Origin of the sequence: Flagellimonas olearia, from assembly GCF_009184425.1 — a bacterium.
GTDB classification, from domain to species: domain Bacteria; phylum Bacteroidota; class Bacteroidia; order Flavobacteriales; family Flavobacteriaceae; genus Flagellimonas; species Flagellimonas olearia.
In genome coordinates this window covers 197,972-224,552 of sequence record NZ_WELG01000002.1, presented here as the reverse complement: position 1 = coordinate 224,552, position 26,581 = coordinate 197,972, and the positions used below count along the sequence as shown (strand labels likewise).

General features: G+C 43.7%; 28 protein-coding genes. 7 read left to right on the top strand and 21 right to left on the bottom strand.

Annotated elements, in window-relative coordinates:
* Window positions 1-45: 45 nt before the first annotated feature.
* The 9 genes from proC to F8C76_RS10350 all read right to left on the bottom strand — a co-directional run bounded on the left by proC (window position 46) and on the right by F8C76_RS10350 (window position 10,555).
* Window positions 46-840: a pyrroline-5-carboxylate reductase gene (gene proC, locus F8C76_RS10390; RefSeq protein ID WP_152131678.1), complete on the bottom strand. Its 795-nt coding sequence runs from the start codon at window positions 838-840 to the stop codon at window positions 46-48.
* Between the two features lie 65 nt (window positions 841-905).
* Window positions 906-1,880 (bottom strand): N-acetyl-gamma-glutamyl-phosphate reductase, encoded by a 975-nt coding sequence (gene argC / locus F8C76_RS10385; protein ID WP_152131677.1) that lies wholly within the window; start codon window positions 1,878-1,880, stop codon window positions 906-908.
* The gene (locus F8C76_RS10380; RefSeq protein WP_152131676.1) at window positions 1,873-3,063 is read right to left on the bottom strand and encodes an argininosuccinate synthase; all 1,191 of its coding nucleotides are present in this window, start codon (window positions 3,061-3,063) and stop codon (window positions 1,873-1,875) included. Before F8C76_RS10380 ends, argC begins: the two co-directional genes overlap by 8 nt.
* A 76-nt stretch (window positions 3,064-3,139) precedes the next feature.
* The gene (locus F8C76_RS10375; protein WP_116216291.1) at window positions 3,140-3,754 is read right to left on the bottom strand and encodes a GNAT family N-acetyltransferase; all 615 of its coding nucleotides are present in this window, start codon (window positions 3,752-3,754) and stop codon (window positions 3,140-3,142) included.
* A gap of 221 nt (window positions 3,755-3,975) precedes the next feature.
* The gene (gene mptB, locus F8C76_RS10370) at window positions 3,976-5,328 is read right to left on the bottom strand and encodes a polyprenol phosphomannose-dependent alpha 1,6 mannosyltransferase MptB (protein ID WP_152131675.1); all 1,353 of its coding nucleotides are present in this window, start codon (window positions 5,326-5,328) and stop codon (window positions 3,976-3,978) included.
* 3 nt (window positions 5,329-5,331) lie between these two features.
* A complete protein-coding gene (locus tag F8C76_RS10365; protein WP_152131674.1) occupies window positions 5,332-6,816 on the bottom strand; it encodes a cellulose synthase family protein in 1,485 nt (494 codons plus the stop codon).
* Window position 6,817: 1 nt separating this feature from the next.
* Entirely contained in the window at window positions 6,818-7,507 is a 690-nt protein-coding gene (locus tag F8C76_RS10360) for a glycosyltransferase family 2 protein (RefSeq protein ID WP_129653528.1), read from the bottom strand.
* Between the two features lie 84 nt (window positions 7,508-7,591).
* On the bottom strand, window positions 7,592-9,196 hold the full coding sequence (locus F8C76_RS10355) for a 4Fe-4S binding protein (protein WP_152131673.1): 1,605 nt from the start codon (window positions 9,194-9,196) through the stop codon (window positions 7,592-7,594).
* A gap of 9 nt (window positions 9,197-9,205) precedes the next feature.
* Window positions 9,206-10,555, bottom strand: a complete 1,350-nt coding sequence (locus F8C76_RS10350) for an NAD(P)/FAD-dependent oxidoreductase (RefSeq protein ID WP_152131672.1) — start codon at window positions 10,553-10,555, stop codon at window positions 9,206-9,208.
* Window positions 10,556-10,689: 134 nt separating this feature from the next.
* Between F8C76_RS10350 and F8C76_RS10345 the strand changes: the two genes are divergently transcribed.
* Window positions 10,690-11,709: a glycoside hydrolase family 113 gene (locus F8C76_RS10345; protein WP_152131671.1), complete on the top strand. Its 1,020-nt coding sequence runs from the start codon at window positions 10,690-10,692 to the stop codon at window positions 11,707-11,709.
* 97 nt (window positions 11,710-11,806) lie between these two features.
* Window positions 11,807-12,736, top strand: coding sequence for an N-acetylmuramoyl-L-alanine amidase (locus F8C76_RS10340; protein WP_152131670.1), 930 nt, complete (start codon window positions 11,807-11,809; stop codon window positions 12,734-12,736).
* Here the strand turns inward: F8C76_RS10340 and F8C76_RS10335 are convergent.
* From F8C76_RS10335 to F8C76_RS10295, 9 genes are all read right to left on the bottom strand, one after another.
* Window positions 12,709-13,443 carry a TIGR04283 family arsenosugar biosynthesis glycosyltransferase gene (locus F8C76_RS10335; protein ID WP_152131669.1) on the bottom strand — a complete coding sequence of 245 codons (735 nt, stop codon included), beginning with the start codon at window positions 13,441-13,443 and terminating at the stop codon, window positions 12,709-12,711. The genes F8C76_RS10340 and F8C76_RS10335 overlap by 28 nt on opposite strands.
* Complete coding sequence (locus tag F8C76_RS10330) at window positions 13,433-14,170, bottom strand: DUF547 domain-containing protein (RefSeq protein WP_152131668.1); 738 nt, start codon at window positions 14,168-14,170, stop codon at window positions 13,433-13,435. Before F8C76_RS10330 ends, F8C76_RS10335 begins: the two co-directional genes overlap by 11 nt.
* A 14-nt stretch (window positions 14,171-14,184) precedes the next feature.
* Window positions 14,185-15,150: an arsenosugar biosynthesis arsenite methyltransferase ArsM gene (gene arsM, locus F8C76_RS10325; RefSeq protein WP_152131667.1), complete on the bottom strand. Its 966-nt coding sequence runs from the start codon at window positions 15,148-15,150 to the stop codon at window positions 14,185-14,187.
* Window positions 15,147-15,962 carry a purine-nucleoside phosphorylase gene (locus tag F8C76_RS10320; RefSeq protein ID WP_152131666.1) on the bottom strand — a complete coding sequence of 272 codons (816 nt, stop codon included), beginning with the start codon at window positions 15,960-15,962 and terminating at the stop codon, window positions 15,147-15,149. Before F8C76_RS10320 ends, arsM begins: the two co-directional genes overlap by 4 nt.
* Window positions 15,959-16,573 carry a TIGR04282 family arsenosugar biosynthesis glycosyltransferase gene (locus F8C76_RS10315; protein WP_152131665.1) on the bottom strand — a complete coding sequence of 205 codons (615 nt, stop codon included), beginning with the start codon at window positions 16,571-16,573 and terminating at the stop codon, window positions 15,959-15,961. The genes F8C76_RS10320 and F8C76_RS10315 overlap by 4 nt, the downstream gene beginning before the upstream one ends.
* Window positions 16,563-17,078: a rhodanese-like domain-containing protein gene (locus tag F8C76_RS10310; protein WP_152131664.1), complete on the bottom strand. Its 516-nt coding sequence runs from the start codon at window positions 17,076-17,078 to the stop codon at window positions 16,563-16,565. The genes F8C76_RS10315 and F8C76_RS10310 overlap by 11 nt, the downstream gene beginning before the upstream one ends.
* 590 nt (window positions 17,079-17,668) lie before the next feature.
* A complete protein-coding gene (locus F8C76_RS10305) occupies window positions 17,669-17,896 on the bottom strand; it encodes a hypothetical protein (RefSeq protein WP_152131663.1) in 228 nt (75 codons plus the stop codon).
* Between the two features lie 213 nt (window positions 17,897-18,109).
* The gene (locus F8C76_RS10300; protein WP_152131662.1) at window positions 18,110-19,444 is read right to left on the bottom strand and encodes an alpha-L-fucosidase; all 1,335 of its coding nucleotides are present in this window, start codon (window positions 19,442-19,444) and stop codon (window positions 18,110-18,112) included.
* An 85-nt stretch (window positions 19,445-19,529) separates the two neighbouring features.
* Window positions 19,530-20,003 carry a hypothetical protein gene (locus tag F8C76_RS10295; RefSeq protein WP_152131661.1) on the bottom strand — a complete coding sequence of 158 codons (474 nt, stop codon included), beginning with the start codon at window positions 20,001-20,003 and terminating at the stop codon, window positions 19,530-19,532.
* A 62-nt stretch (window positions 20,004-20,065) separates the two neighbouring features.
* Between F8C76_RS10295 and F8C76_RS10290 the strand changes: the two genes are divergently transcribed.
* The 3 genes from F8C76_RS10290 (at window position 20,066) to F8C76_RS10280 (ending at window position 22,266) form a co-directional block, all read left to right on the top strand.
* On the top strand, window positions 20,066-20,302 hold the full coding sequence (locus F8C76_RS10290) for a helix-turn-helix domain-containing protein (RefSeq protein WP_152131660.1): 237 nt from the start codon (window positions 20,066-20,068) through the stop codon (window positions 20,300-20,302).
* A gap of 107 nt (window positions 20,303-20,409) precedes the next feature.
* Complete coding sequence (locus F8C76_RS10285) at window positions 20,410-21,612, top strand: restriction endonuclease (protein ID WP_152131659.1); 1,203 nt, start codon at window positions 20,410-20,412, stop codon at window positions 21,610-21,612.
* Window positions 21,613-21,744: 132 nt separating this feature from the next.
* Window positions 21,745-22,266, top strand: a complete 522-nt coding sequence (locus F8C76_RS10280; RefSeq protein ID WP_152131658.1) for a nuclear transport factor 2 family protein — start codon at window positions 21,745-21,747, stop codon at window positions 22,264-22,266.
* A gap of 129 nt (window positions 22,267-22,395) precedes the next feature.
* On the opposite strand, the gene F8C76_RS10275 is transcribed toward F8C76_RS10280, so the two are convergent.
* Genes F8C76_RS10275 through F8C76_RS10265 form a run of 3 tightly spaced genes read right to left on the bottom strand, consistent with a single transcriptional unit; the run spans window position 22,396 to window position 24,213 of the window.
* Window positions 22,396-23,262 carry a sigma-70 family RNA polymerase sigma factor gene (locus F8C76_RS10275; RefSeq protein WP_129653512.1) on the bottom strand — a complete coding sequence of 289 codons (867 nt, stop codon included), beginning with the start codon at window positions 23,260-23,262 and terminating at the stop codon, window positions 22,396-22,398.
* A gap of 17 nt (window positions 23,263-23,279) precedes the next feature.
* The gene (locus tag F8C76_RS10270; protein ID WP_129653511.1) at window positions 23,280-24,014 is read right to left on the bottom strand and encodes an NYN domain-containing protein; all 735 of its coding nucleotides are present in this window, start codon (window positions 24,012-24,014) and stop codon (window positions 23,280-23,282) included.
* 4 nt (window positions 24,015-24,018) lie between these two features.
* A complete protein-coding gene (locus tag F8C76_RS10265; RefSeq protein ID WP_129653510.1) occupies window positions 24,019-24,213 on the bottom strand; it encodes a small ribosomal subunit protein bS21 in 195 nt (64 codons plus the stop codon).
* Window positions 24,214-24,958: 745 nt separating this feature from the next.
* On the opposite strand from F8C76_RS10265, the gene F8C76_RS10260 reads away from it, so the two are divergent.
* Complete coding sequence (locus F8C76_RS10260) at window positions 24,959-25,480, top strand: nuclear transport factor 2 family protein (protein WP_152131657.1); 522 nt, start codon at window positions 24,959-24,961, stop codon at window positions 25,478-25,480.
* Between the two features lie 243 nt (window positions 25,481-25,723).
* A complete protein-coding gene (locus F8C76_RS10255; RefSeq protein WP_152131656.1) occupies window positions 25,724-26,581 on the top strand; it encodes a creatininase family protein in 858 nt (285 codons plus the stop codon).

The following is a 26,581-nucleotide window of genomic DNA, read 5'->3' as shown; positions in this document are numbered from 1 at the left end:
TTTTTTATGGTTGAAGGTCGGATTGCGTACGACCTGATATTATTTTTAACCTTTTTTAATTTGGCTTATCTTCTCATAAGAGCTCACGATTCCGCGAATCAGGGAAGAACTCAATCCTTGGTGTTCCATTTCATTCAAGCCCTCAATAGTACACCCTTTTGGGGTGGTTACCCTATCAATTTCTTCTTCGGGATGGCTTCCGGACTCGATCAAAAGGCTTGCGGCACCGTTACAGGTGTGCATGGCCAGCTCTTGTGCTTCCTTGGCATCAAACCCCAACTGAATGGCCCCTTGGGTGGTAGCACGTATCAAGCGCATCCAAAAGGCAATACCACTTGCGCAAATAACCGTAGCGGCCTGCATTTGTTCCTCGGGAATTTGCATGGTGTGTCCCATACGGTTAAAGATGGCCTTTGCCAAATCAACCCGTTTTTTACCCAATTCGTTGCTGCAGATACAGGTCATGGATTTGCCCACGGAAATGGCCGTATTGGGCATGCTACGGATGATGAATTTGTCGGCACCAATGATCTCTTCAATTTTAGGAATGCTAAATCCTGTAATGGTACTGATCAACACATGTTTTTCCGAAAGTAGGTCTTTGATATCCTTTAAAATGGTAGCAAAATGCCCAGGCTGAACGGCAAAAATCAAGATATCGGAATTTTTTACCGCTTCTTGGTTATCCGAAGTCACCGTGACGTTTCCGTACTTTTCAAATTCTTGGATGGATTTGGTATTTCTTTTGGTGAGGTACATGGTGGTGGCCCCATTGCTGTGCAAAATGCCCTTGGCAATGGACAATCCCAAATTTCCTGTTCCTATGATGGCTATTTTCATTTTTTCTTAATTAGGGGTCTCGTATCTCGATTACGCTCGATATGACAGCTCGACCTGAATTATTTTTAAAATACTCCCGCTTTTAACAATAGACCTTCGGTCTCAGGGAAACCGAACATCAGGTTCATATTCTGCACTGCCTGACCGGACGCACCTTTCAATAAATTGTCGATGGCAGAGGTGATCAAGATCAAATCCTCATGCTGGTGCAGATGGATATGACATTGATTGGTATTCACTACTTGCTTTAGGTGGAGGGGTTCATCAGAAACATGCGTGAAAACCGCATCTGCATAAAATTCTTTGAACAGGGCATTGGCATCTTCCAAACTTCCTTCAAAGGCGGTATAGGCCGTGGCCAATATTCCCCTTGTAAAGTTTCCGCGGTTTGGCAAGAACAAGAGTTTACCCACAGGATTTCCGTAGGAGTCCAAGCTCTCTCCAATTTCTCCCAAATGTTGGTGCGAAAAGGGTTTGTACCATGACACATTGTTGTTTCTCCAGCTAAAATGGGAGGTGGACGATAACCCGACCCCTGCGCCGGTACTTCCGGTTACGGCATTGATGTGCACCTCATTTTTTAATAGCCCTGCTTTGGCCAAGGGTAACAATCCCAATTGGATCGCAGTGGCAAAACATCCGGGATTGGCAATGGCGTCAGCAGAGGTTATGGCCTCCTTGTTCAGTTCGGGAAGTCCATATACAAACTCTTTTCCATTAAAATGGGCATCGGCCTTTAGTCTAAAGTCGTTGCTGAGGTCTATGATCTTGGTACCCTTTGAAAAGGTGTTCTCCTGTAAAAAGGAGGTGGAATTGCCATGTCCAAGGCATAGAAAAACTACATCCACATCTGGATTCACCTCGCCGGTAAAGGCCAAATCTGTCAACCCCAATAGGTCTTGATGGGCCGAGGTAATGGGTTTTCCAGCCCTAGTAGTGCTGAACACAAAATCAATTTCGGCTTGGGGATGGTTCAATAGGATTCGGATAAGTTCCCCACCAGTGTATCCGGACCCGCCTATGATGCCTGCTTTAATCATTGTTCTGGTTTACGTGGTTCGCAATTTTACCGGAATTGGATAGAATTTTAATGAATCCTTTGGCATCTTCAGCCGTCCAGCCCTTGTTCATTTCACCATAGCTTCCAAAAGAAGCGTTCATGAGGTCATGGTCTGAAGCAATTCCGTTGAGTTCAAATCGGTAGGGATGAAGCGTAACAAAAACGTCGCCGGAAACATTCTTTTGGGTATCCGCCAAGAACGCTTCGATGTTTCGCATCACTTCATCCAAATAGTTTCCTTCGTGCAACAGCATGCCATAGAAATTGCCCAATTGTTCTTTTTGGTATTGTTGCCATTTGCTCAAGGTGTGTTTTTCCAAAAGATGGTGCGCTTTGATGATGATCAAAGGTGCGGCCGCCTCAAACCCAACCCGCCCCTTAATGCCGATAATGGTATCACCTACGTGGATATCCCTGCCAATGGCATATTTGGATGCGATGGCCGAAAGCTTTTCAATATTGGCCACAGGGGTATCTTTTTCTCCATCCAAAGCCACAAGCTCTCCTTTGTTGAAGGTCAATTTTAGTCCTTTGGGCAGCTCTTTTTCCAGTTGACTGGGGTAGGCACTATCCGGGAGGGGCAAATGGGATGTCAAGGTTTCCTCTCCGCCCACGGACGTTCCCCATAAACCTCGGTTGATGGAGTATTTTGCCTTTTGCCAAGAATAATCAATACCGTTTTGCTGTAGGTAGTTGATTTCCTCTTCCCGGGCCAATTTTTTATCCCTGATCGGGGTGATGATTTCAATTTCAGGGGCCAAAATTTGAAAGATCATATCAAATCGCACTTGGTCGTTTCCGGCACCGGTACTACCATGGGCAATGTACTGTGCTCCTATTTTTTTGGCATGGTTTACAATTTCGATGGCCTGTACAATCCGTTCCGCACTTACCGAAAGGGGATAGGTATTGTTCTTAAGGACATTTCCGAAGATGAGGTACTTGACCACTTTTTCATAAAATGTGGCAATGGCATTGATTGAGGTATAGGAACTTGCGCCAAGGGCCAAGGCCTTCTCCTCGATTTCCTTGATTTCTTCCTTGCTGAAGCCTCCTGTGTTCACACTCACGGCGTGTACTTCAAAACCTTGGTCCTGTGAAAGATATTTTGCGCAATATGAGGTGTCCAATCCACCGCTATAGGCCAAAACTAATTTTTTCATGTTGTATTTCTTCTATTAATTGATCTTACGAAGACAGTGGAAAGTATACCATTCTCGACTGCGCTCGAACTGACATTTATTTTTGTTTCTTTTTTAGGAAGAGGGCTTCTTTGATTTTTTTCAATCTTTGAAAGGCTTTTTCGTTCCATTTTTTGGTTTCCGGTTTTTTGGAATTTGGATCGTACAGCATGCCGGTGCACAGGCACATTTTTTGTTCTGTGCGGGTAAGAATGTCAAAATTCTTACAGGTCTGACAGCCTTTCCAGAATTCAGGGTCATCGGTCAGTTCAGAAAATGTAACGGGTTTATAACCCAGTTCATAATTCATTTTCATCACGGCCAACCCTGTGGTGATGCCAAATATTTTTGCTTCGGGGAATTTTTTTCGGGACAGGTCAAAAATGGCTTTTTTAATTTCCTTGGCCAATCCTTGGTTTCGGTAATCTGGATGTACGATCAATCCAGAGTTGGCCACAAAGTCCTTGTTACCCCATACCTCTATATAACAGAACCCTGCGAACTTGTCGCCGTCAAGGGCAATTATCGCGTTCCCATTTTGTAACCGCTTCATGATGTACTCTGGGGTACGTCTGGCAATACCGGTACCTCTGACCTTGGCAGATTCCGTAATGGTATCACTTATGATAGGAGCGTATTTAAAATGTGATTCGTTAGCAACTACAATTTCCATTGCAAGCGTTTATACTGATAAAAAAATTAGTGAAAGATGTTGGTTGTTTTTGCGGAAATGGACTCACCTATTTCCATAAATCATGCTGCACCCTTACGGGCGACGGCGGGGAGAAAATGGACGTACTGGAGCAGGGATGCTCAACGTGTTTGCTATGTATTGTTGTCCTTTCATTTCGGGGTTAAAAGTACGAATTAATTCCAATTGACCTAAAAACCGATTTAATTTTTAGGGAAATATAACTTTTTTGAACCTTTGGTTATCATTTCATAAATAAAAATGCCCATGACCAAAATGTATTCAAAGGCCAACAACCAAAGATTCTCCTTGTAATCCGGATTGGAATAGGCTTGATAGCTGAGTACAATGGCAAAGGACCACACCAAAGGAAAGCGGTATTCGGTAAGTACGGCAATGCCCAAAAGAAATACAATATACCAAGGATGCACGGTGTTGGACATAAAGTAATACAAGGAAAGTGCAAGTAGTATGGAGGTTATTAGGGTCTGTAGGTTTTGGTTTTTCCGAAGGAACGTGAGCAGAAGGATAACAATGGTCATTATTTTGATAACCACTGTACCGTATGATTTGATTAACTCCCAAGGTTTTGCCTCATAAAAATGCACCGCTATTTTTTTGATTCCGTTGTAGATTCCGGCATTGAATTCAAAATTGGAAAACCATAGTCCAACAGTATCGGAATAATTTTCTAGAAAAGATGGGGAGTAAAAGGGAAGGAGCAATACTATGCAACCCAACCCCACCAAAACATAGAAGGCCACACTTTTTTTGAACCCCAAGTATTTCAACAAAATGGGCAAGAAGAGTATTGGGACCAATTTCACCATTATGGAGATGGCGTACAGCGGAGCTGCCCACCACCATTTGTTGCAAGAAAACAGGTATAGGGCCCACAGAAAGAAGAAGAGCATGGTGCCTTCAAAGTGAAGGTTTCCAGTAAGCTCAATAATGACCAATGGATTCAGAAAATACCAAAATGCCATGTGACCGGGCCTGTTGAGCTTTTGGAGCAACTTTCTCCCAAAATAGAGGACGCCCAAATCCCCCAAAATACAAATCAAGCGAAGGACAATGATGGAGCCGAGCATGCTGCCACCGCCCAAAATGGATGCCAAGGCAAAGAAAAATTGGTTTACCGGGGGGTAGTTGCTATAGTGCTTGCCATGTAATTCTCCCATGCCAGCATAAAGTTCATCTGCATTTGCAATGCTGAAGTTGGATTGCTCCATAAGCTGGTCCGGGGTATGCAAATAGGGGTTAATGCCATTTTTGATAAGCTCCCCATCCCAAATGAACCGGTAGAAATCTTGGGAAAGATTGGGTTCGGCAATAAGGAAAATCAACCTAAAAAGAATTCCCGCCACCAAAAGGAACTTAAAGTTCCATTTTTCAAATTGGATGATTTTGTAGCAGAAAAAGAACAGCCCGCAGAAGAGGGTCAGCAGTTTTATATAGTCGGTACGGTGCAGGTCATAGGCGAAACTGGCATAGAACAACATACTCCCGATGACAAGGAGTATCGGGTATTTATGCAGGCGCCAGTAAGATAGCATGGTCTATGCCTTGGAGGTCAATGATTTGAAGAATACAAAGCCAAAGCCTAGGAACAACATCAAATGGAATGGGAAAAGTCCATAATCATTCAATGGGATGGCGCTGTACATACCAAACAGGAAATAGACCATCAAGGCAAATTCCAAAATCATGTTGGGCGATAGTTTCTTGGCCAAATATTTGTTGCCTTTCCACGTATCGGTAAGGTTGTTGATGTTGAACTTGGGCGTACGCACAAATTCACTGCGCTTGCCCAAATGCCCCTCCAAAACGGCAACGGTATTGTGCAAAGAGAAGCCCAATGCCACCGAAAAGAAGGTAAAAAAGAGTTTGATGTAGTCCACAAAATTGTCAAAACTACTGCCTTGGATACTCTTGTAGGTAAACCAATAGCAGACAAACAGGATAATGGTACTGACGATAAAGAAACTGGTCACCTCAAAGATCCAGCCCAAATGACCGTACATGTTTTTGATGTACAGCATGGGAATGCTCAAAAGGGCAACGATGAACACGCAGAGGAACATGGAACTGTTCAACAGGTGCATGACCCCATGGAATTTGGTTTTAAAAGAAATATTTTTGGCGGTGATCACGCTCCAGACTGTTTTTCTGAAGTTTTCCGCGCCACCTTTGTTCCAACGGAACTGTTGGGAACGTGCGGCACTGATCACAACGGGAAGCTCGGCAGGGGTCTCAACATCCTCCAAATATTTGAACTTCCAGTTTTTCAATTGGGCACGGTAGCTAAGATCCAAATCCTCGGTCAAGGTGTCGCCTTCCCAGTTGCCAGCGTCCAAAATGCACTGTTTTCTCCAGATGCCGGCGGTACCATTAAAATTGATGAAATGTCCTTTGGAGTTTCGTCCCACTTGTTCCAAGGTAAAATGTGCATCCAAGGCAAATGCCTGGATACGGGTAAGGGTAGAATAATCACGGTTGATGTGCCCCCAACGGGTCTGTACCACACCGATTTCCTCATCCTTAAAATAGGGAACGGTCTTTTTGAGCCAATCGCTTTCTGGAAGGAAGTCCGCATCAAAAATGGCAATGAACTCTCCTTTGGCTATGGCCAAACCTTCTTTCAAGGCACCGGCCTTAAAGCCTTTTCGGTTTTCCCTTCGGATGTGTTGGATGTCCAGTCCCGTTTTTTGGAGTTCCTCGATGCGTTTTGCGGTTTCAATGACCGAGTCATCGGTGGAATCGTCCAAGACTTGAATTTCCAGCTTGCTTTTGGGGTATTCTATTTTGGCAATGTTGTCCAACAAGCGCTCCATTACGTATTCTTCGTTGTAGATGGGTAGCTGTATGGTAACAAAGGGAATTTCCTTTGGATCTAGCAGGTTGAACTTTGGGGCCTCTTCGTTTCTTTTTTTGTAGCCGAGGTAATTGATCAAGAGATTCAATTGGGCCAAGCTGTAGAAGAAAATCAAAATCAAGGCGGTACTATAAATGGCAATGATGATAAGAGCGATAGTAAGTCCCATGTTATTTTATGCTGTATTTAAAGATCCAACCCAAGATTTTTATGCCTGCAAATATAGTACCTTTTACCGTTCCTGAAACTTTTGACACGCCTATTCGTTGTTTGTAACGTACTGGTACTTCGATATATGTCATTTTTTTTCTCAAAATTTTTAGCTGCATTTCCACGGTCCATCCATAAGTCGTGTCCTGCATCCCCAATTCTTTGAGTTTTTCGTATTTAATTGCCCTAAAAGGACCCAAATCCGTAAATCTGGACTTAAATAACAATCGCATTAAAAAAGTGGCCAACCCATTGCCAAAAACCTGTTGCGGGGTCATGGAACCTGGTTCCCGAAGCGCTTTTTTTCGCGCACCTACCACAAAATCAATATTATTCTCCAAAATTGGGGCGACTACGATATCCAGCTCTTCCGGATAATCAGAGTAGTCTCCATCAATAAATACGATGATATCGGGTGCTTTGGATTGTTTGGATATGTAATCTATTCCTTTTAGGCATGCAGAGCCATATCCTTTGCGAGTTTCCGTGATTACGGTAGCCCCTGCTTTTTGGGCATTTACTATGGTATTGTCGATAGATCCATTGTCCACCACAATGATTTCAGAAACATGTTTCGGCAATTCGGAAACCACCTTGCCTATGGAATCTCCTTCATTGATTGCGGGAATGATTACCTTGATGTTGGCCATAGGCTTTCTTGGAATTTATCTTGAGGTTGCCAAAACTACATTATTCCACCGATTTTTGACTTGATGGATATAATCCAATGGAAATTATTTTTGGTTCACCAAGTCCATGAGGTCAACGTCGTTCCCCAACAACACTTGGTTGCTGTCAATACGCCCTTTCTGTGGACCATTTTCCAATTTCAATACCCCTCTTGGGCAGACCGCTGAGCAGATGCCACATCCCACACAGCTGGAACGGACAATGTTCTCCCCTTTCTGGGCATAGGCACGGACATCAATTCCCATTTCGCAATAGGTGGAGCAGTTTCCGCAGGATATGCATTGGCCTCCGTTGGTGGTGATGCGGAAACGGGAGAACAAGCGTTGTTGAAAACCAAGTATGGCGGCCATGGGACAGCCAAATCTACACCAGACCCGGTTTCCAAAAATGGGGTAAAACCCGGTTCCGATCACTCCGGAAAAAATACTACCGATCAAAAAAGAATAGGATTTACGAAGGGTTTCGGATTTGAATAGGAACACATGCCCCTCCCCACTAAAAAAATGGAATCCGATCAAGGCCATAATAATGACAAAATAACCAATGGCCCCATATTGTGCATCTTTTTGAAGCTGCTCCCTTTTGAAGAGCATTACCCAACCAAAGACCAAGGTCAATAAGGTAGCTACACCAATTAAAAAGGTGCTTTTGGTAAGCCAATATTTGCTTGTGTCCGTTCCCAAATAGGAGTAGATGACTGCAGTGGTCATGAGGGTCACAAAAACCACTACGCTGTGTACCACCCATCGTTCAATTCGCCATGCCTTTACAGATTTGTCGCTGAGTTGTCGGAAGGAATCCCCGGCAGTTTCGGCCAATCCACCACATCCGCAGACCCAGGAACAGTACCAACGTTTCCCGTATTTGTAGGTGAGGATGGGTGTGATTACAAAAATGGAAAGAATGCCAAAAATCAACAGGGCAAATCCAATATCCCCAGAACTTAAAAATCCTTTGATGCGATACCCTTCAAAATTATAGTAATTGAGGGGCCAGACATTTTTAAGATCGTAGTAGGGCAGACTACCGCCATTTAATAGTTTGTCACCGTTCAAACGGGCCATCAATTCCGGAATGATAAAGGCAAAGGCGGTTTGAAAGAACATCACGCTGAACGTTCGTAATCGCTCATATCGATTGTGACGATATTTCCACAAAAATTTTACCCCAAAGGCCAAAATGGCCACCGTGTATAGGGTTCCATACACAAACCATTGGCTGGCCGGGTTTCCGCTCAAGGCTTTGCTGAGTGGGTCAAACAGGGCAATGACCCCTTTGTTGCCTCCCTTGCTGGCCAATCCCAAATATTCGGGATAAAAATAAAGTATGATATAAAATCCGGTGAGGGCAATTCCAGCCATCCAGCCCCAAAGCCCTTTACTGGAAATGGATTTGAACCAAACCCCATCATTCTTAATACCAGGAAGTTTTTGGGAATAGGCTTCCCATGAAAACCAGAGAATACCCGAGAACAGCGCGGATAACGAAATGGTCAACCACAGTGTCTTGTTGGGGAAGGAGACATTAAAGGCGGCCAATAGCATCACGGCCAAACCGAACATCCCCACCAAGGTGGCCAGTTTTTGGTTCCTGGTAATAGTTTTAGGCGGTTGGCCGGTAAGGGCCATGCTTCTGTCGTACGTGCTCATACTATGGGCTTAGGCAATTTGGAATATGCGTTTTAAACTTTTCTTTTTGGGTTTAATGGAGGTTCCATAATCAGCATTGTACTTGGAAACAATACCCGACTCATGTTTTTTATAGAATTCCGGGTCAAAATTGGCATCTGCCAAGTGTTCCAGGACAAAATCCACAGTGCGTTCCTCGCTGAGCCAGCGGTCAAATACCTCATGACGCATCCGGATACCAAAGGTATTGATGCCCAAAAACTGTCTGGAATCTTGGTGAAAGGCAATCGTTATGCAGATTTTTTCTTCTGGATGTCGCCAGTGGAAATGCATCTCATGGGCTGCTTTTCTTCGCTCGGAAAATACCCAACCATAAGTTTGGTACTCAATGTCCAAAAACTTGGCGGAGTTGAACCAATGTCCGGGATTATAGGCAATCCGGTTCCCGCAAATGGTCTGGGCCAAGGTTTCGCCCATCATGCGGCCAGTATACCAAACTGCCTCGATGGGTCTTCGGTTGCCAATGGCCTGATGCTGTTCGGCACAATCGCCGATGGCATAAATATCCTTGATATTGGTTTCGAGGAAACGGTTCACTTTCACACCGCGTCCCAGTTCAATGCCGGAGTCTTTTAGGAAATCAATATTGGGGGTGACCCCCGCGGTAAGGCCCACCAAATTGCATGGGATTTCTTCATTGGTGTCGGCAATGATCACGGACTTTACCCGTCCATTTTCATCCGAGACAATTTCTTTGAGGTTGGTGCCCAATCGTAAATCAATATGATGCTCCAAGATATGTTCGTTGATCATTTGGGATTCGCCGGAAGGGAGCACCCCGTTCCAAAAACTGGTCTCGCGTACCAAAAAGGTAACGGGAATATCCCTGCTTCGGAGCATTTCTGCCAATTCAATACCGATCAATCCCCCGCCCACGATCACAGCCCTTTTACAAGCTTCCTTGTTGGGTGCATTCACTTCCAAAAGATCTAAGTCTTGCTTGGAATACAGGCCCTGGACTCCGTGAAGGTCCTGTCCGGGCCAACCAAATTTATTGGGTTTGGAGCCTGTGGCAATGATGAGCTTATCGTAATGAAGCGAGCTTACGTTGTCTATGGTGAGTTTCTTTTCTTTTGGATTGACTTGGGTAACGTAGCCACGTACCAATTCTATCCGATTCTTTTCCCAAAACCAATCTTCAAAGGGTTGAATGTGCTCGAACTTCATATGGCCCATATACACATACATGAGGGCAGTTCTGGAAAAGAAATGGTCGGTTTCCGCAGAAATGATGATGATGCGCTTATTGGACAGTTTGCGGATATGCCGCGCTGCCGTGACGCCGGCTATCCCATTCCCAATAATGACAATGTTCTCCATAGGATTAGATTGATTGTGGCTATTGTGTCGTTTTTAAAGATAGGAACTTAACCCTTTGGGTTAATTTAGAAAGGTTTTAATTAACAGGAACCTAACCAATAATGGATTATTTTAGGGAAGTACATTTCAAAATTATGGTGCGATTTACATTTTTATGGTGCCTTATCCTCTTTTCCTGTAGTGGGCAAAAGCAGGAGAAAATCAATGGGATTAGTTTTGTGGGATCTCGCGAAGAAGTATTGCAGGCCCATGTGAACCCTGTTCTGGATATCCATGCCAATTATGCAGCGGTAATGCCCTTTGGTTTTATAAGGGATGTGCAATCTCCCGATTTGGTGTTCGATACGGAGCGCCAATGGTATGGAGAGACCAAACGAGGGGCCAAGCAATACATAGATATGTTGCACCATAATGGGATCAAGGTAATGTTGAAGCCCCAAATATGGATTTGGCGTGGAGCGTTCACGGGAAGTATGGTCATGCAGTCCGAGGAGGACTGGCAGGCTTTGGAGAATGCGTATGCCAAATTCATTCTGGCGTATGCCCAACTGGCCCAGGAAGCACAATGTGATATGTATTGTATTGGTACCGAACTGGAGGAGTTTGTAAAGAACCGGCCCGAGTTTTGGCAGGATTTGATTCTAAAAGTGAAAAAGATCTATAAGGGCAAACTAACCTATGCGGCCAATTGGGACGAATATATGCGAACCCCGTTTTGGGACCAGTTGGATTTTATTGGGGTAGATGCGTATTTTCCATTGTCCGAGGATCGGGAGCCTTCACAGGAGCAATTGCGAAATGGTTGGCAACCATGGAAACAGCAATTGAAGACGCTGTCCGAAGAGCTGGAAAAACCCATCCTTTTCACGGAGTTTGGATATCGGAGCATGGATTACACTGGAAAAAAACCCTGGCTGGTGGACCGCAACCAAATGGAGGTGAATCTAGAAGCCCAAGCAGCGGCCACCCAAATGATTTTTGATGAGTTTTGGGATGAGGATTGGTTTGCCGGAGGATTTGTCTGGAAATGGTTCATACATCATGAGAGGGCAGGGGGGCATGCCGACAACAGATTTACACCCCAGAACAAACCTGCAGAATCGGTGATACGAAAACACTACGCCCGGATTAAGAAATTGAGGCCCCAAGGTTAAGGAAAGGAATTGTTAAGAATTTTCCCATAATCAGGCACGAGCATAGCTATTTTTTTGCCATATTTGTAGAGCACCCTCCCCAAAAAAGAATACAAAAATGAGATTACTGCAAACCCTTTTTTTAGGGGTCTTTGCTTGCTCTGTTATTTTGGCGCAAGAGGACCATTATACGGTAGTTGCCGAACAGGGTGACGGGATTTTCTCGCTTTTGAGAAAGCAGGGGTTGGACCCCGTGAAGCACTATGGCGAGTTCCTTGAATTGAATTCTGAAAAAATAAAAAATGGAACCCAGTTGCAGGTAGGGGTTGGTTATGAAGTGCCTAGGGCCAAGGATTCCTTTAAGAACACAGGGGTTACGGTACAGACCCAAGATGGCGTGGAGGCCCCAATTTTTGATGCTGAGTTGGGTCAGATGTCCCTGAAGAGCGAGACCTTGAAAAATGCAGTGTATTACCTGATTGTCGAAAATGTGGAGCATACGGATACCTACGCTAAGGAAGTTACGGAAAATTTGGCGGCTGATTTGATGGTTCACGGTGCCCAAGTCTATGTTTTGGGACAAGAAACCACTGACGCCATTGGTTCAGACAAACCTCTGACCCAAATGGAGAAGATGGGGAATTACATTGCGGCCATAAACAAAAGATACATTCAGAATACTGGAAAGTACCAAAGAGTGTTGGTGATACGGACAACGGGCGTCAACTCAGGGAACAACATGGATGTGGCGGTATACCATTACAACAAAAGTGAGTTGGGACAACGTTTTGCCAATAATATCCAAAATGTTTTTAAGGAAAACAGTGTGTCCAATCATACCTACAAGGATGTGGATATGATCTTTGATGATAAAAGCAGTCTCTATTTGGCACGAAACATTCTTCCTGCGATTAGCCTTATCACTTTGGAGAACACGACGAAAAAATCAAACGAAAAAATTGCGGTGCAGTTGGACCGAAAACGGTTTGCCAACCTCCTTACCAATGGTATTATGAACGATTATGCCGACTTGGAGATTGAGGAATGAACCTTGGCCGTGATGTGTTCGGTATAGTAGCGATATAATTCTTCGGGCCCTGCCCCAGTGAAATGCTTTAGATGGATCATGGCAAAATGAAACTGCAGCCGCAGCCATCCTACTTCATTGTATTTTCTTGCAGAGGTAACTACGTCATGGGGCAATACCTGGAAACGGGTATTGCGGTACAACCGTTGAATGAACTCGGTATCTTCATAAATTGTATAGGTTTCATTGAATCCACCCATCTTTTCAAAAAGACTCGATTTTATAAAAAGGGATTGATCTCCGCCCCTGCATAGGATATGGTTGATGCGGGAAAACCAGGCACAGCATTGTAAAAATGGATTTTGGGTGTCAAATTTCATCCGAAAACACCCAGTTTTATGGCCGTTTTTAATCGCGTTCAAGATCAATTGGTCGAAGTCCTTGGGAGGAAAGGTATCCGCATGCAAAAAGTAAAGCACATCACTTTGCGCATGTTGGCCCCCAAGGTTCATCTGTTTGGCCCTCCCTTTTTCCGAATGGACTACCCTTGCACCATGTTTTTTTGCAATGTCCACGGTGTGGTCCGAGCTGCCTCCATCCACGCAGATAATTTCACGAACAAGATCGGGTGAGGATGACTGCAGGATATATGGGAGCAAAGCTCCAAGATGGCGCTCTTCATTGAGCACAGGGATAATGATGCTTATGGACAGGGGCTTAACGGGCATCGTTCAAGCTCCAATCATAGTCCAAGTAGTCTATTTTAACATCTTCGGGAAGTGAACGATTTACATAAGGGTTGATGTACTCCCGAAGCGATCCTTTTTCCGTGAAATCGCCCTTGTACCACTTGAAAATTTTGGATAAGTAAGCGGTATTGCCTTCAAAGCGGTTCCGTTTGGGGTCATTGATGAAATCCAAAGCCGCTTGGTGCAGTTGGGCTTCCATGTCCTCAGCGGTAAAGGCGGAATTGAGCAACTTTGGGCAGGAGTAAGATGCGCAATTGATGGCAAAATGGATGCGGGCTTCGTGCATTTTCCGAAGGATCTTATGCTCAATATCATTTAAAGATAGAACATCGCTTCCCACCTTGACCCATTCCTTGTCCCAGCGGTTGGGAATGTCCTTGATGCTTTCCACTGGGTAATGGTCCACGATCAGTTTAACCGTACCCGCATTGTACAGATTGATGTAATAGGCCAATTTTTGGTTCTTGGACCAGGATGTGGCGGGTGGATTTTCTGAAAGTCCTTCCAAATACGCATCCAAACGGGACACCTCTTTTTTCAATCCGCTGTAATCCACATTTCCATTTGCATCCACATACTGTTGCACCAAAGTGTTCCATTGGTTGTGTGATGGAGGGGTTGAGGCTTGTTGATGCTCAATCTTTACGTTCTTTCCGCCGCAACAAATCAGAATCAACCCTAAAACGATGTGCAAAACACTGTTCATGGCCTACAATCATCTTAACAGCATCCGCCACCGTTATAGTGCCAGGTGCTTTCACTGATATGGATTTCATCCGATGCGCTGCCCAGGGCGGCTGCGGTTTTATCACATACGGCCAAGGGTTGGTTCTGGAGGAGCACATGCCCTTTGCCATCGTCAAAATATTCTTGGTCCCCATAATAAATGGCCGTTTTTCCAGTGAACATGCAAGGCCCATCTTCTGGCATGGGGTCTTTTATGGCCGCTATTTCAATGGACTCAATATGGATGAGTTCATCAGTGGGGTAGTGGTTGGGAGAGAGTACCCTGTACGACCTACGCCCCCTAATTTCAATGGTGCCAAAACCGGCATCGGTCAAGACTTTTACATAATCCTTCAAGGGGATGCTGCCACTGAGGCATTGCGCACGAAGCCTGTCATCGTTCCGTAAGTCGTCGTTCATGGGCTGTTCGCAGATAGGGTCGCTCATGACCAAACGACCATGGGGTTTAAGGACCCGGTACATTTCGGCCACGGCCTTTTTCAGGTCCTCCATTTTAAAGATGTTGAACAGACAGTTTTGCGCTGCAACGTCGATACTTTCGTCGGCAACGTGCAAGTTTAATGCATCACCTTTTACGAGATCCACAAACTCACTTTTGAACCAATCATTTTCCGTTTCGGCCACCTTGAAGTTTTTTCGGGAGGCTTCCAGCATTTCGTCCACGGAATCCACTCCAATGACGCCGCCTTTTTGTCTGGAAAAATAGGAGAACTGCAGCAGTTCCATTCCACCCCCTACGCCTACGTAGAGAATCTTGGGGTTGTTCACCAAATCTTGTGCGGAAACGGTACTTCCGCATCCGTAGTTCATCTCTTGCATGATCTTGGGAATGGACAGTCCGGGGAACTGCCAAATGGGGTTGGTGGTACAACAAAGTCCAACATCCGGGGTCAGTGCAGCCTCTTTGTAGAGGTCTTGGGTGGCATCTAAGTAACTCATATTTCCAGTATCAATTCTTTAAACAGTTGTATCATTTTGGGTTCGGTCTTATTGGCAATGGCTATGATTTCCTGAATATCAACAGGTTGCAGATTGTCAGGGTCGCATTCATCGGTCAAGACGGAAACCGCTACAATGGGTAGTCGTAAATGATTGGCAACAATTACTTCGGGTACGGTGCTCATTCCAACGGCATCGGCCCCCAATATCTTCAACATGCGGTATTCGGCCTTGGTTTCCAATTGCGGGCCTACCACGGAGGCATAGACCCCTTTCTGAAGTGATATTCCATTTTTCTGGGCGATGTGCTCAATTTTTTTGCGCATGTCCGCATCGTAAGGCTCGCTCATATCCACAAAGCGTTCCCCAAATCCGGAAACCCCTTTAAAGGCCAGGGGAGATCCTCCTTGCAGGTTGATGTGGTCTTCAATGAGCATCATATCCCCTTTTTTGAAGTTGAGGTTGATGGCCCCTGCCGCGTTGGACACGAACAGTTTTTTTATACCCAGTTGATGCATGACGCGGATGGGATAGGTGACATCCACAAAATCATACCCTTCGTAGAGGTGGAACCGCCCTTGCATGACCACCACTTTTTTTCCGGAGATGGTCCCGTAGATCAGTTTTCCTGAATGGAACTCCACGGTGGCCAATGGAAAATGGGGAATGTGGTTGTAATGGGCCTCCACAGGGTCTTCTATGTTGTCTACCAATTGTCCAAGGCCGGTGCCCAGGACAATGCCAATTTCTGGGGCTTCAAATCCCCGTTTGTTGAGGTAATCGACGGATTCGTCAAGTTGTGTTTGGGTCATTCTTTCATATGTTTTAAAAAAGGCTGAAACGCCTCTATATCCTTAATGTCTTCGTAGTGATCCACATCATTCTTTTCGGGGAGCATAAAAACCGATTCGGATCTTAGATCCTGCAGGGTGTTGGACAGCACCGTGTCCGTTCCCCATGTTTTGTCCTGGAAGACTTCCTTTTTCAAGGTCGTCATCCCCAGAAGATAGTACCCCCCGTCTTCTGCCGGCCCCAAAACAATGTCATGGTCGTCCAATCTTGAGAAAGCCTCTTCCATATCGGTTTGGGATAGTTGGTACATATCACTCCCAATAATAATGATTTTTTCAAAGCCTGCCTTGAACCCTTGTTCAAAAGCATTCAACATTCGCATTCCCAGATTAGGACCTTGCTGTACCTTTTTTGTGTAGGTGTAGTTGTCCCAAATATCGTTTTCCCAAATGTCCTCGGAATAGAAAACCCATTTTTCAACAGCCAAGTTTTTGGTGAACGAAACGGTATGTTGGAGCAGGAATTTGTAAATGTCCAGTGCGGCCGTATCCCCCACCTTGGCTGCCAAACGGGTCTTGCACTTGCCCAGTTCCGGGTTTCGGGTAAAAATCAATAGGAGGCTATTGCCCATTGGTCTTGGTTTTGGAGGTGTATACTTTGTCGGCATTGGTCAAAAAGCGTCCCCAATACTTACTAAAGGCATGTACTTTTTCGGTCTGCTGTTGATTTTGGTCATAAACGGGATGGCCTTGGTTTTTCCATTCAAATATGCCCCCGTATAAGTTTTTCACGTTGGTGTATCCAACCTTTTCCAGTTGCTCCCCAATCTCTTCGGACCGAACTCCCAGGGAACAGTAGACCACAAGGGGCGTTTCCTTGTCAGGGACCATTTCTTGGACGGTTTCCACATCGAAATCCGAATAACCCACCCATAGGGCATGGTCCAAATGGCTTACCTCAAACTCTTCCCGTTCCCGGGCATCCAGTAGCAAGGGAGTGTTCAGGGTATCCAAGGAGGCCACCGTTATGTATTCAACCGTATGGTCGTTGTACTTTTCAAGCACATCGGGAATGGACTGTGCACAAGAAACCACGCCGAGGACCAAAAAAAGGAGAAGATGTAGGTGTCGCTTCATGGATTTTGGATGTAATCAAAGATACTCCTTTCTAATGTTGATTCATAGCGAAGCGATAAACGTCAAGAAGGTAATCGACCTCGATACAATAAAAAAGGGCGTCCTAAAAAAAGACACCCTTTGGAGAGACTACGGTATTACTAATTGGGAATTTTCGTGAATGGTGTTTAGTATAGCTTAGCTGATATAATTGTACAGACTGCTGATAAAGGAAACTACGGAAATGGCAATGACAACATACCAGAAAAGGTAACCCAGTTTTACTTCTACAGTGTTCATTTTACAATAGTGTTTGTGTTCGGTTGTGATGTTCTGTCACCGAAATTACTAAAAGCATGGTCCTGTCAATCCACAATTTTATTTATGGCAGTAAATGGGATATAATTGGTACAAATTGTTTTGTAAATGGAAAAAACCACATTTTATAAATGTGCGTCCGTAGAAGGGAATGGACCTTATTTTGTATTTATGTAACTAAAAATCAAATAGTTGATGTGGTTTTGTGGCGGGGAAGGCCCCATATAAAAAAGGAATGGGGCCATAAGCATACGTGCTCACGGCCCCATTCCTTCCTTTGCGGAAACCTTGCTCTACACTAGAGGGGTCCCTTTAAGGCGTTTTTCAATCTTCTGCTTTTTCAGGGTCAAATTTTTCATGACATCCATCAATTTGGAATCCTTTGTTTTCTTATAGATCTCATTAATGGAAAGTATCAGTTGTTTGGCTTCCCTTGAAGCTTCAACCCTATCGCTGGTAGACATGTGGCTCAGAGGTCTGTTTTCAAACTCTTGGGCCTTTGTAAGTAACTCTTGAGTCATTTTTGTTTAAAATTAATCTGAATTGGCTAAATATAAGGGTTTGTTTTATAGTTTATGCTTATAATGCCATTCGATTTTTGTATTTATGAAAACCTTAAGAGAAAAAAGTCGTTTTAACTTTTTTTTCTAAGTTTCAAAAACGTGGACGGGTGAAAAACAGCCCTTTAAAGTCACTTGGCCCGAGTTTGGGTAGGCGCTAAGCGCTCCTGCTCCCTACGGATTTTGGAACTGCACCCCTTCTATTTTCACCACCACGGGATTGGGCCACGTCTGGTCGTTGTAGAGGCGTTGCGATCGCATCACGCTTATGGTAAGGCCCCCTTCCGTGGACAAGATCTTGGGTGATGGGTCCGTGTTCGGGGCGTACTCCAACACCTTTCCATTCTGTCCCAAAACACTGATCTTGGTATTGGGGCCCGCTTTTACGGAATTTAGGGTAAACGCCTTTCGTTTCCCAAAGGGCATGGCCTCTTTGGTGATAAAGGCATAAACGGTATTCTGGTTCTTCTTTTTGGTGAACCAGATGTTCCCTTCGCGGATCACGCCCCAAGATTCCACCTCATGGATGGACTCCCCGTTCACAAACTGCCAAAGGGCCACTTCGCGAAGGCGCTCTTCCTGTTCAATGGGCAATGAGCCATCCGGTTTTGGGCCCACGTTCAGCAACCAGTTGCCGCCTTTTGCCCTGATCTCAATAAGTTGCTCAATAATATCCTTGCCGCTTTTATAGGTCTCGTTGGTGGGTTTGTACTGCCATTGGGTACCCATGGTGTAGCAAGCCTCCCAAGGGGCGGGCATGGGTTCGTTGGGGGTGTTCTGTTCCGGGGTGTGCATTACGCCGCGGGTCACCACAATGTCCGGGTCCATGGACCAGGCCACTTTGGCCAGTTCGGTCTCGGCATATTGCTCCATGCCGTCCAGAAAGATCAGGTCTACCTTACCGTAGTTCTTCAACAGTTCGCGCAACTGCTTTTTGGCAAAAGCGTTGAGTTGTGGGTTGCCGGAAGCCTTGGCCTTGGGATCTACCCTACTGATGGTAACGCCCTGCTCATATAAAAAATGAAAATCGTCCGGGGAAAAGTATACGCCAATTGCAATGCCTTCTTTTCGGAACGCATCAAAGACCTCTCGGGTGGCGTCCCGCCCAAAGGGCGTGTTCATGATGTTGTAGTCCGTGGTCTTGGTATCGTACATACAGAAGCCGTTGTGGTGCTTGGTGGTGAACATTACGTACCGCATCCCGGCCAGTTTGGCCAGTTTGGCCCAATTTTCGGGGTCAAATGCCTTGGGGTTGAAGGTCTTTGGTAGCTCCTCAAAATAGCGTTTGGTGTAATCTTCCGATGCCCCAACAAGGGAGTGGCTGATCACGGAGCCCAGTTCCACATCCACACTCCAATGGATGAACATGCCAAAACCTTGCTCGGAAAACCAAGCTTCCCTTTCCGGTTTGTTCAGGTTAAGGACTTCTTCTTGGGCGTGTAGGGAAACAGGCAGCATCAACAATATACAGCCTAAGATCTGGATAAAACGGGTTGTAACGTATTTCATTTGGGTATTAAGGTTTGGTATGGGCCGCTAAGATACGACTTGAAAGGAAACGAAAGAAACTAATACCCAATGTTGGCTCCACGGCTTACCCGCAACAAGGGGCACAGCAGTGGTTGCGCACCAGTATGCCTTGGTACACGTGGGTTACCTGTAGCCGTAGAAAGGGGTCCGGGGGGTCTATGTAAAAGGAGAGCTGCAGTTTATCATGGTCCACATACCAACTGCCTTGGTGCAGGGGGCGGGGCAGCTGCAGCATGTGGCCCTCATGGGGCCCTTGGGCACGGGGCATGGCAAATTGGAAGGAGAAGGGAAACACCATATAGTCCAGCACCGTTATTTGGGCCATGCCCTCTTGTGGGGTTTTCTGGAGGATCAGATGGCCCTGCGGCCTATGCACCCGTTGCAGCAACTGCCCGTTTTGGTGGTTTTGGATCTCCAAGCTGGCAAAGCCAAGGTGCAAGGGGGCGTGGGAGTTTTGGTGAAGAAAATCATTAATGGTTTGTAGGGGGCTAGGATTTGGCTTCCGCCAGTTTTTAGATAAAAATTCTGAATGTTCCATGATTATAAAGTTGACATACATGTTTACCCTTTCAGCGAATATAGAAACTAATATTGACATCTATGTCAATAACCGACGAAATATTAATCGCCTACCAAAAGAAATTAGGTCAACGCATTAAAGAGGTCAGAGAGGGTAAGGAATTATCTCAATTGGATGTAGCTTCTATTTGTGATTATGATAAGACTACCATATCAAGAATAGAGAATGGAAGAACCAATATAACTTTAAAAACATTGGTGACTTTAGCTCTGGCAATGGAGGTTGATATTTCCCAGCTTTTTGAGTTTAAGGATTGATTTGGATAATAAGCTAGTCTGATTATCAGGGTATTTATTCCTATTTTGGGGGTATATAGATGTAAAATACATCTATATAAACAAGTTAGGTGCAATAAAAATAAAGAATGAAAATATACCCATTTGATAAACTCTCAAACTGCGATTTAATCATTGATGCTGTTTATGAAGGCGGTAATAATGGGAACGTTGGTGATGACCCTATTAACAAAATATTGCCAGTTGGAAACCAAGGAGGTTTCAGGTATGCAGGTAGTCTGAGTAATTTAAAATATATAATCTTATATACTTCAGGAGAAAATATAGACTGGCCTGATACAATAGATACTGAAACTGGTATATTTCAGTATTATGGAGACAACAAAAAACCAGGTCACGAATTACACGACACAAAGAAAAATGGGAATACAATTCTGAAAAATTTATTTGAATCACTTCATTCGCAAGAATCACCTAGAACTAATATTCCTCCAATTTTTATTTTTAAAAAACACCCTACTAAAAACAGTAATAGATCTGTTCAATTTAAAGGTTTATGCGTGCCTGGTACGATTGATAAAAATCAACTAGAAGATTTGGTAGCGATTTGGAAAACAACTGATGGTTTAAGATTTCAAAACTACTTGGCATTCTTTACCATTCTTAACATCGCAAAAATTTCTCGAGCATGGTTAGATAGTCTGAATAATAGAGTTATTGACTCAAAGGAAGAGCCTGTTTCTTTCAATAAATGGATAAAAAATGGTAAATACACCCCATTAACTTCTCAAAGAACAATTAGTATTAGAACAATCAATGAACAGCTTCCAGATAACAAGATTGAATGGGACTTACTAAAATTCATATATGAGTATTTTTCAAGCGACCCCGCTCTATTTGAATATTTAGCAGCAGAAATATATAGGATGACCGATTCTAAAATAATAATTGATGAAGTCACAAGAGGAACAATTGATGGAGGAAGAGACGCTATTGGTAGAATAAAGCTAGGACTTAATGACGACCCGATTTTTGCCGAGTTCGCAGTTGAAGCTAAGTGCTATAATCCGGGAGTATTAGACAAAAAAATAAATACTGTCGGTGTTAAGGAAGTTTCAAGGCTTGTTTCAAGGATACGAAATAGACAATTTGGAGTTTTGGTGACTACATCTGCTGTAGCTAAACAAGCTTATGAGGAAGTTAGAACTGATGGTCACCCAATAATCTTTTTAAGTGGAAAGGATATTGTGAAAATTCTAATTGAAAAAGGAATTAATACAATACCTACCTTGATAGAATACTTAAGTAAAAATTATAAAAAAAGCACCTAACGCTGTATATTAAATCATAGCAGCCTTTGGGATGCTACGCTTCATATACTCACCGTTGTAGCACATTGTCGCACATCATCCAAAAAAATCCTTAACTTCATAATCAACTGTTAACCAATTAAATATAGTATTATGAAAACAAAATTGACATTTCTATTGATTATGATTTTTGGAACCATAATTACTGGTTGCAAACAAAAAGAAGAAGCAAAGATCGAAGTTAAGGAAGTAAAAATAGACCTATTGAATGACGAATTCCCAGAAGCTAAAGCGGAAGTCATGGCTTTGATGGAGGAATTAAAACAGACTATAAAGGATGGAAATGTGGACAAATTGATTGCCGGGCATGGTTACGGACCAAAATTCACTGAATTCAAAGATGGGGAGCGCAGAAATGGTGATAAAGAAAACGAAGAGTATGAGCGTGGAATTTTTAGTAATGTGACCGAAGTGGTAAAATTTGAATATGATGATATGAAAATAGCAGTATTTGGTGATGTGGCCAATGTAACCCTTCATACCGATTTTCATTTCAAGTTTGGAGAAACTGATGCGATTGTAAAGGACCAAATGACATTACTTTTAGTTAAGACGGCAGATGGATGGAAGTGTGTTCATGAACATCACTCACCATTGAACAAAACGGAGGAATAAAAACGTGCTACAACACTGGCTATAATTCATTGCCCCGCCCCAGCAATATGGCATCTTGAAATAAACGATAAGTTGAGAATGCCTTTGTTAAGTGGTTAGTGAAGGGAGCCATAGCTTGTAGGGCTATGATTATTGTAGATACTCTTTCAGGAGATCACATTTTGAAGATTTTTTTAAACGGGTCAGTGCCCTTATTTTAATTTGTCTCACCCTTTCCGTTGTGAGGTCCAGGTCATAGGCAATCTGATGCACTGAAAGGGCTTCTTCCGTTCCAATTCCAAATAGCATCCTAATGATATAAGCCTCACGGAGTGTGAGAATTTCCAATAATTCACTTATTTCTTCCTTTAAAGAATCCTCAATTAGATTTGACTCGGGATTGTTCTGGTCACTCGACGTCAATCTGTCATAAAGAGTTGCGCTTCCTTCTTCTGGTCTAAGGGTCTGATCCATAGATAGTGGCCAAGACGAATGTTTCATACAGACTTTGATTTCGGACAAGGTAATATCGGTCATCTCGGAAACTTCTTCGGCGAAGGGAGGTCTTTGGTGAACCTGTTCAAAATAAGCCGTGACCGTTTTTATTTTATTGATCACATTTATTTTGTTCAGGGGCAACCGTACCATTCTTGAGTTTTCCGACAAAGCCTGTAATATCCCTTGACGAATCCACCATACGGCATAAGAAATAAATTTGAATCCCCTGGTCTCATCAAATTTCATTGCCGCCCTTACCAATCCAACGTTGCCTTCATTGATGAGATCATGTAGGCTCATTCCCCTTTGTTGATATTGTTTTGCCACGGATATGACAAACCGAAGGTTGGCCGTCACCAATTTTTCCAATGCCTGGGAATCCCCATTCCTGATACGGATTGCCAAACCTACTTCCTCATCCTCAGTGATCATGGGAATACGGCTCACATCTTTTAAATATCGGGATAGAGCCGGGCTTTCCCGGTCTGTCAACTGCTTGGATATGGTAAGTGGTCTCATATGTGTTTATCTTTGACTTAGGACAGGGCCCTCACGTAAACAAGATTTCCATTGCCTTTTGGGTTGTTCCTTTGGCCTATCTCTATTTTATCTATGGATTTGACCAATGGCATCAATTTTCTGAAACCATAGTTCCTTGCATCGAAATTGGGCTGCTTTTTCTGTAAAAGAGCGCCAACTTCCCCCAGAAATGCCCATCCGTCCTCGTCCTCGACATCGGCAATGGTGGCAAGGATCAGGTTTATGACCTTTGGGGTAACTCTATCGATTTTGGTTTTGGTTTCTTTTGATGAAGAGGCTGATGCTCCAGCATCGGTCTTTTGTAAAATCTCCAAGTATATGAACTTGTCACAAGCTACAATGAATGGATTGGGGGTCTTTCTTTCCCCTATTCCAAAGACGGTCATTCCCGCTTCCCTCAATCGTATTGCCAATCTTGTAAAGTCGCTATCACTTGAAACCAATGAAAACCCATCTACCTTTCCTGAATAAAGAATATCCATGGCATCTATGATCATTGCACTGTCCGTTGCATTTTTACCTGTGGTATAACCATACTGTTGTACGGGGGTAATGGCGTATTTAAGCAGTACATCTTTCCATTTTGCCAAACTTGGCTTTGTCCAATCACCGTATATTCTCTTGACACTCGGGTTTCCGTACTTTGCAATTTCTTCCAACATTTCCTTTACATACTTGGAAGGTATATTGTCGCCGTCTATCAAAACGGCAAGGTTTAAATCTTTGTCCATAAAATTACTCCTCCATCTTTTTCAAGTATTCGTTCCGATATTTGGCCTTGGCAATCTTTTCCCTGTTCATTTTGGACTTCTTTGTGAATTCTTGATTGTCTCTTATCCGCTGTAACTGTCGGGTGTTCTTTACTTTGCGCTTGTACCTTTTCAGGGCTCTTTCTATATTCTCTCCTGGAACTATTTTTATTTTCAACATATATTAAGTTTTTATCTATTCCATACAGACATTTGAGGGGAAGTATCCACAATGACCACCGTGAATTTTGAAATGAAACTGATGACAATTGCAATCTTTGGTTTTGGCCTAAAAAGGCCGTCAAAACCCAAACATTGGTACTAGTAAAAAATAATTAAGAAGTGGCCTCGGGGGTAATGGAGAATATAAGTTAGGAGGGCTGTCTTTTTTATTTAAGGACTGGCATTATCTTCGTCCAAAGTCTGTAACGTGCAGTAAAGGAACACATTTTAATCTGAAATAAATCCTTAAATGTCATTTATTTAACTTAACCGGACCTCGAAAGTGTGTCAATGGTCTTTTTCTTCTCCTTTTTGCTTTGATAGTAAACCGATTTAGCTGATAACTGGATTATCGACCAATAAACAAAACCCTGGGCGCCATTATGAAGTTGAGATTTTGTGGTAGAAGCTCTAGGTTATTGTTTCTCCAAAAAACTATGTTTTTTCCAGCATGAACTTCGATTCCGTTTTGTTCCAAAACAAAAGCCCATCCAAATTGGATGGGCTTTTTGTAGTTGCCACTTTGTGGTCTGGTGCCTCTGGGCATTGCTATGCAATGATCGGTTTTATTTCTATTTTGGGGGTGTGTGGGGGTGTGGGTGTGGGGGTGTGTTCCATATAAACAAGTTGTGGTGCATTGTCGCACATCATCCAAAAAAATCCTTAACTTCATAATCAACTGTTAACCAATTAAATATAGTATTATGAAAACAAGATTGACGTTTCTGTTGATTATGATTTTTGGAACCATAATTACTGGTTGCAAACAAAAAGAAGAAGCAAAGATTGAAGTTGAGGAAGTAAAAATAGACCTATTGAATGACGAATTCCCAGAAGCTAAAGCGGAAGTTATGGCTTTGATGGAGGAGCTTAAACAAACCATAAAGGATGGAAATGTGGACAAATTGATTGCTGGACATGGTTACGGACCAAAATTCACTGAATTCAAAGATGGGGAGCGCAGAAATGGTGATAAGGAAAACGAAGAGTATGAGCGTGGAATTTTTAGTAATGTGACCGAAGTGGTAAAATTTGAATATGATGATATGAAAATAGCAGTATTTGGTGATGTGGCCAATGTAACCCTTCATACCGATTTTCATTTCAAGTTTGGAGAAACTGATGCTATTGTAAAGGACCAAATGACATTACTTTTAGTTAAGACGGCAGATGGATGGAAATGTGTTCATGAACATCACTCACCATTGAACAAAACGGAGGAATAAAAACGTGCTACAACACTGGCTATAATTCATTGCCCCGCCCCAGCAAAATGGCATCTTGTGGTCTGGTGCCACCGACACACCCTTAAAAGGAAACGAAAGGAGCCAACACCACAGATAGGGGTGCAAGGTGTTGAAATTCATATAAATAACAAAAGCAGCAATTAATGTGATACGCCGAGGACCGCTCCCTGCAAGGTGAGGATTTCCATATTTTTGTTTGTACATCAAAACAATACATTACTTATGAAATATCTTATTTGCGCATTGGTTTTGGTTTGTTCCGTGGTAAGGGCTCAAGAGCTCCCTTCCCGGTGGGACGAATTGACCGCTTCGGACTGGGAAAATGCACTTGTAAAGTCGAACTATACGTGCATATTGCCCATTGGAATTTTGGAAAAGCACGGGCCGGGCGTTCCCATTGGTTCGGATCTGATCCGTGTGCGGGAGTGGTCGGCCAGGGCCACCAAACAAGAATATGCCGTTGTGTTCCCGGATTATTTTTACGGACAGGTCAATGAGGCCAAACAGCAGTACGGGACCTTTTCCCTGCCAAGCCAATTGGCCATGGAATTGTTGGAGGAGACCACAAAGGAAATTGCCAGAAACGGTTTTAAGCGGATAATCATTATCAACGGGCATGGCGGGAATCCGCAAATGATCCGATATTTTATTCAGAACCAACTGGAAAAGAGAAGGGACTATGCGGTGTATTTCTTTGAGCCCAATGTTCCAAAGGAGGTGGCCGATAAAATGGCGTCCATTAGAAAATCCGACCCGGTCACGGACCAACACGGAGGGGAAAATGAAGCATCGGCCATATTGTACCTAAGGCCAGATTTGATGAAGCAGGAACGGAGCACCCAAGAGTCCGGGGCCAATCAAGGTAGATTGAACCTTTCAAGCAATATCTACACGGCCATTTGGTGGTATGCCGCTTATCCCAACCACTATGCGGGCGATGCCAGTGTGGCCACCGTGGAGTTGGGCAAGGTGATTACCGAGAATGCCATTTCTTCATTGGTATCGGCCATCAAGGAAGTCAAAAACGATGTAAACACCTTGAAGCTGCAAGAAGAATATTTTGACCGGGTCAAGAAATAG

Coding starts and splice junctions, on each gene's coding strand:
- proC (WP_152131678.1), bottom strand. CDS start 840: ATGAAAATAGCCATCATAGGAACAGGAAATTTGGGATTGTCCATTGCC.
- argC (WP_152131677.1), bottom strand. CDS start 1,880: ATGATTAAAGCAGGCATCATAGGCGGGTCCGGATACACTGGTGGGGAA.
- F8C76_RS10380 (WP_152131676.1), bottom strand. CDS start 3,063: ATGAAAAAATTAGTTTTGGCCTATAGCGGTGGATTGGACACCTCATAT.
- F8C76_RS10375 (WP_116216291.1), bottom strand. CDS start 3,754: ATGGAAATTGTAGTTGCTAACGAATCACATTTTAAATACGCTCCTATC.
- mptB (WP_152131675.1), bottom strand. CDS start 5,328: ATGCTATCTTACTGGCGCCTGCATAAATACCCGATACTCCTTGTCATC.
- F8C76_RS10365 (WP_152131674.1), bottom strand. CDS start 6,816: ATGGGACTTACTATCGCTCTTATCATCATTGCCATTTATAGTACCGCC.
- F8C76_RS10360 (WP_129653528.1), bottom strand. CDS start 7,507: ATGGCCAACATCAAGGTAATCATTCCCGCAATCAATGAAGGAGATTCC.
- F8C76_RS10355 (WP_152131673.1), bottom strand. CDS start 9,196: ATGAGCACGTACGACAGAAGCATGGCCCTTACCGGCCAACCGCCTAAA.
- F8C76_RS10350 (WP_152131672.1), bottom strand. CDS start 10,555: ATGGAGAACATTGTCATTATTGGGAATGGGATAGCCGGCGTCACGGCA.
- F8C76_RS10345 (WP_152131671.1), top strand. CDS start 10,690: ATGGTGCGATTTACATTTTTATGGTGCCTTATCCTCTTTTCCTGTAGT.
- F8C76_RS10340 (WP_152131670.1), top strand. CDS start 11,807: ATGAGATTACTGCAAACCCTTTTTTTAGGGGTCTTTGCTTGCTCTGTT.
- F8C76_RS10335 (WP_152131669.1), bottom strand. CDS start 13,443: ATGCCCGTTAAGCCCCTGTCCATAAGCATCATTATCCCTGTGCTCAAT.
- F8C76_RS10330 (WP_152131668.1), bottom strand. CDS start 14,170: ATGAACAGTGTTTTGCACATCGTTTTAGGGTTGATTCTGATTTGTTGC.
- arsM (WP_152131667.1), bottom strand. CDS start 15,150: ATGAGTTACTTAGATGCCACCCAAGACCTCTACAAAGAGGCTGCACTG.
- F8C76_RS10320 (WP_152131666.1), bottom strand. CDS start 15,962: ATGACCCAAACACAACTTGACGAATCCGTCGATTACCTCAACAAACGG.
- F8C76_RS10315 (WP_152131665.1), bottom strand. CDS start 16,573: ATGGGCAATAGCCTCCTATTGATTTTTACCCGAAACCCGGAACTGGGC.
- F8C76_RS10310 (WP_152131664.1), bottom strand. CDS start 17,078: ATGAAGCGACACCTACATCTTCTCCTTTTTTTGGTCCTCGGCGTGGTT.
- F8C76_RS10305 (WP_152131663.1), bottom strand. CDS start 17,896: ATGACTCAAGAGTTACTTACAAAGGCCCAAGAGTTTGAAAACAGACCT.
- F8C76_RS10300 (WP_152131662.1), bottom strand. CDS start 19,444: ATGAAATACGTTACAACCCGTTTTATCCAGATCTTAGGCTGTATATTG.
- F8C76_RS10295 (WP_152131661.1), bottom strand. CDS start 20,003: ATGGAACATTCAGAATTTTTATCTAAAAACTGGCGGAAGCCAAATCCT.
- F8C76_RS10290 (WP_152131660.1), top strand. CDS start 20,066: ATGTCAATAACCGACGAAATATTAATCGCCTACCAAAAGAAATTAGGT.
- F8C76_RS10285 (WP_152131659.1), top strand. CDS start 20,410: ATGAAAATATACCCATTTGATAAACTCTCAAACTGCGATTTAATCATT.
- F8C76_RS10280 (WP_152131658.1), top strand. CDS start 21,745: ATGAAAACAAAATTGACATTTCTATTGATTATGATTTTTGGAACCATA.
- F8C76_RS10275 (WP_129653512.1), bottom strand. CDS start 23,262: ATGAGACCACTTACCATATCCAAGCAGTTGACAGACCGGGAAAGCCCG.
- F8C76_RS10270 (WP_129653511.1), bottom strand. CDS start 24,014: ATGGACAAAGATTTAAACCTTGCCGTTTTGATAGACGGCGACAATATA.
- F8C76_RS10265 (WP_129653510.1), bottom strand. CDS start 24,213: ATGTTGAAAATAAAAATAGTTCCAGGAGAGAATATAGAAAGAGCCCTG.
- F8C76_RS10260 (WP_152131657.1), top strand. CDS start 24,959: ATGAAAACAAGATTGACGTTTCTGTTGATTATGATTTTTGGAACCATA.
- F8C76_RS10255 (WP_152131656.1), top strand. CDS start 25,724: ATGAAATATCTTATTTGCGCATTGGTTTTGGTTTGTTCCGTGGTAAGG.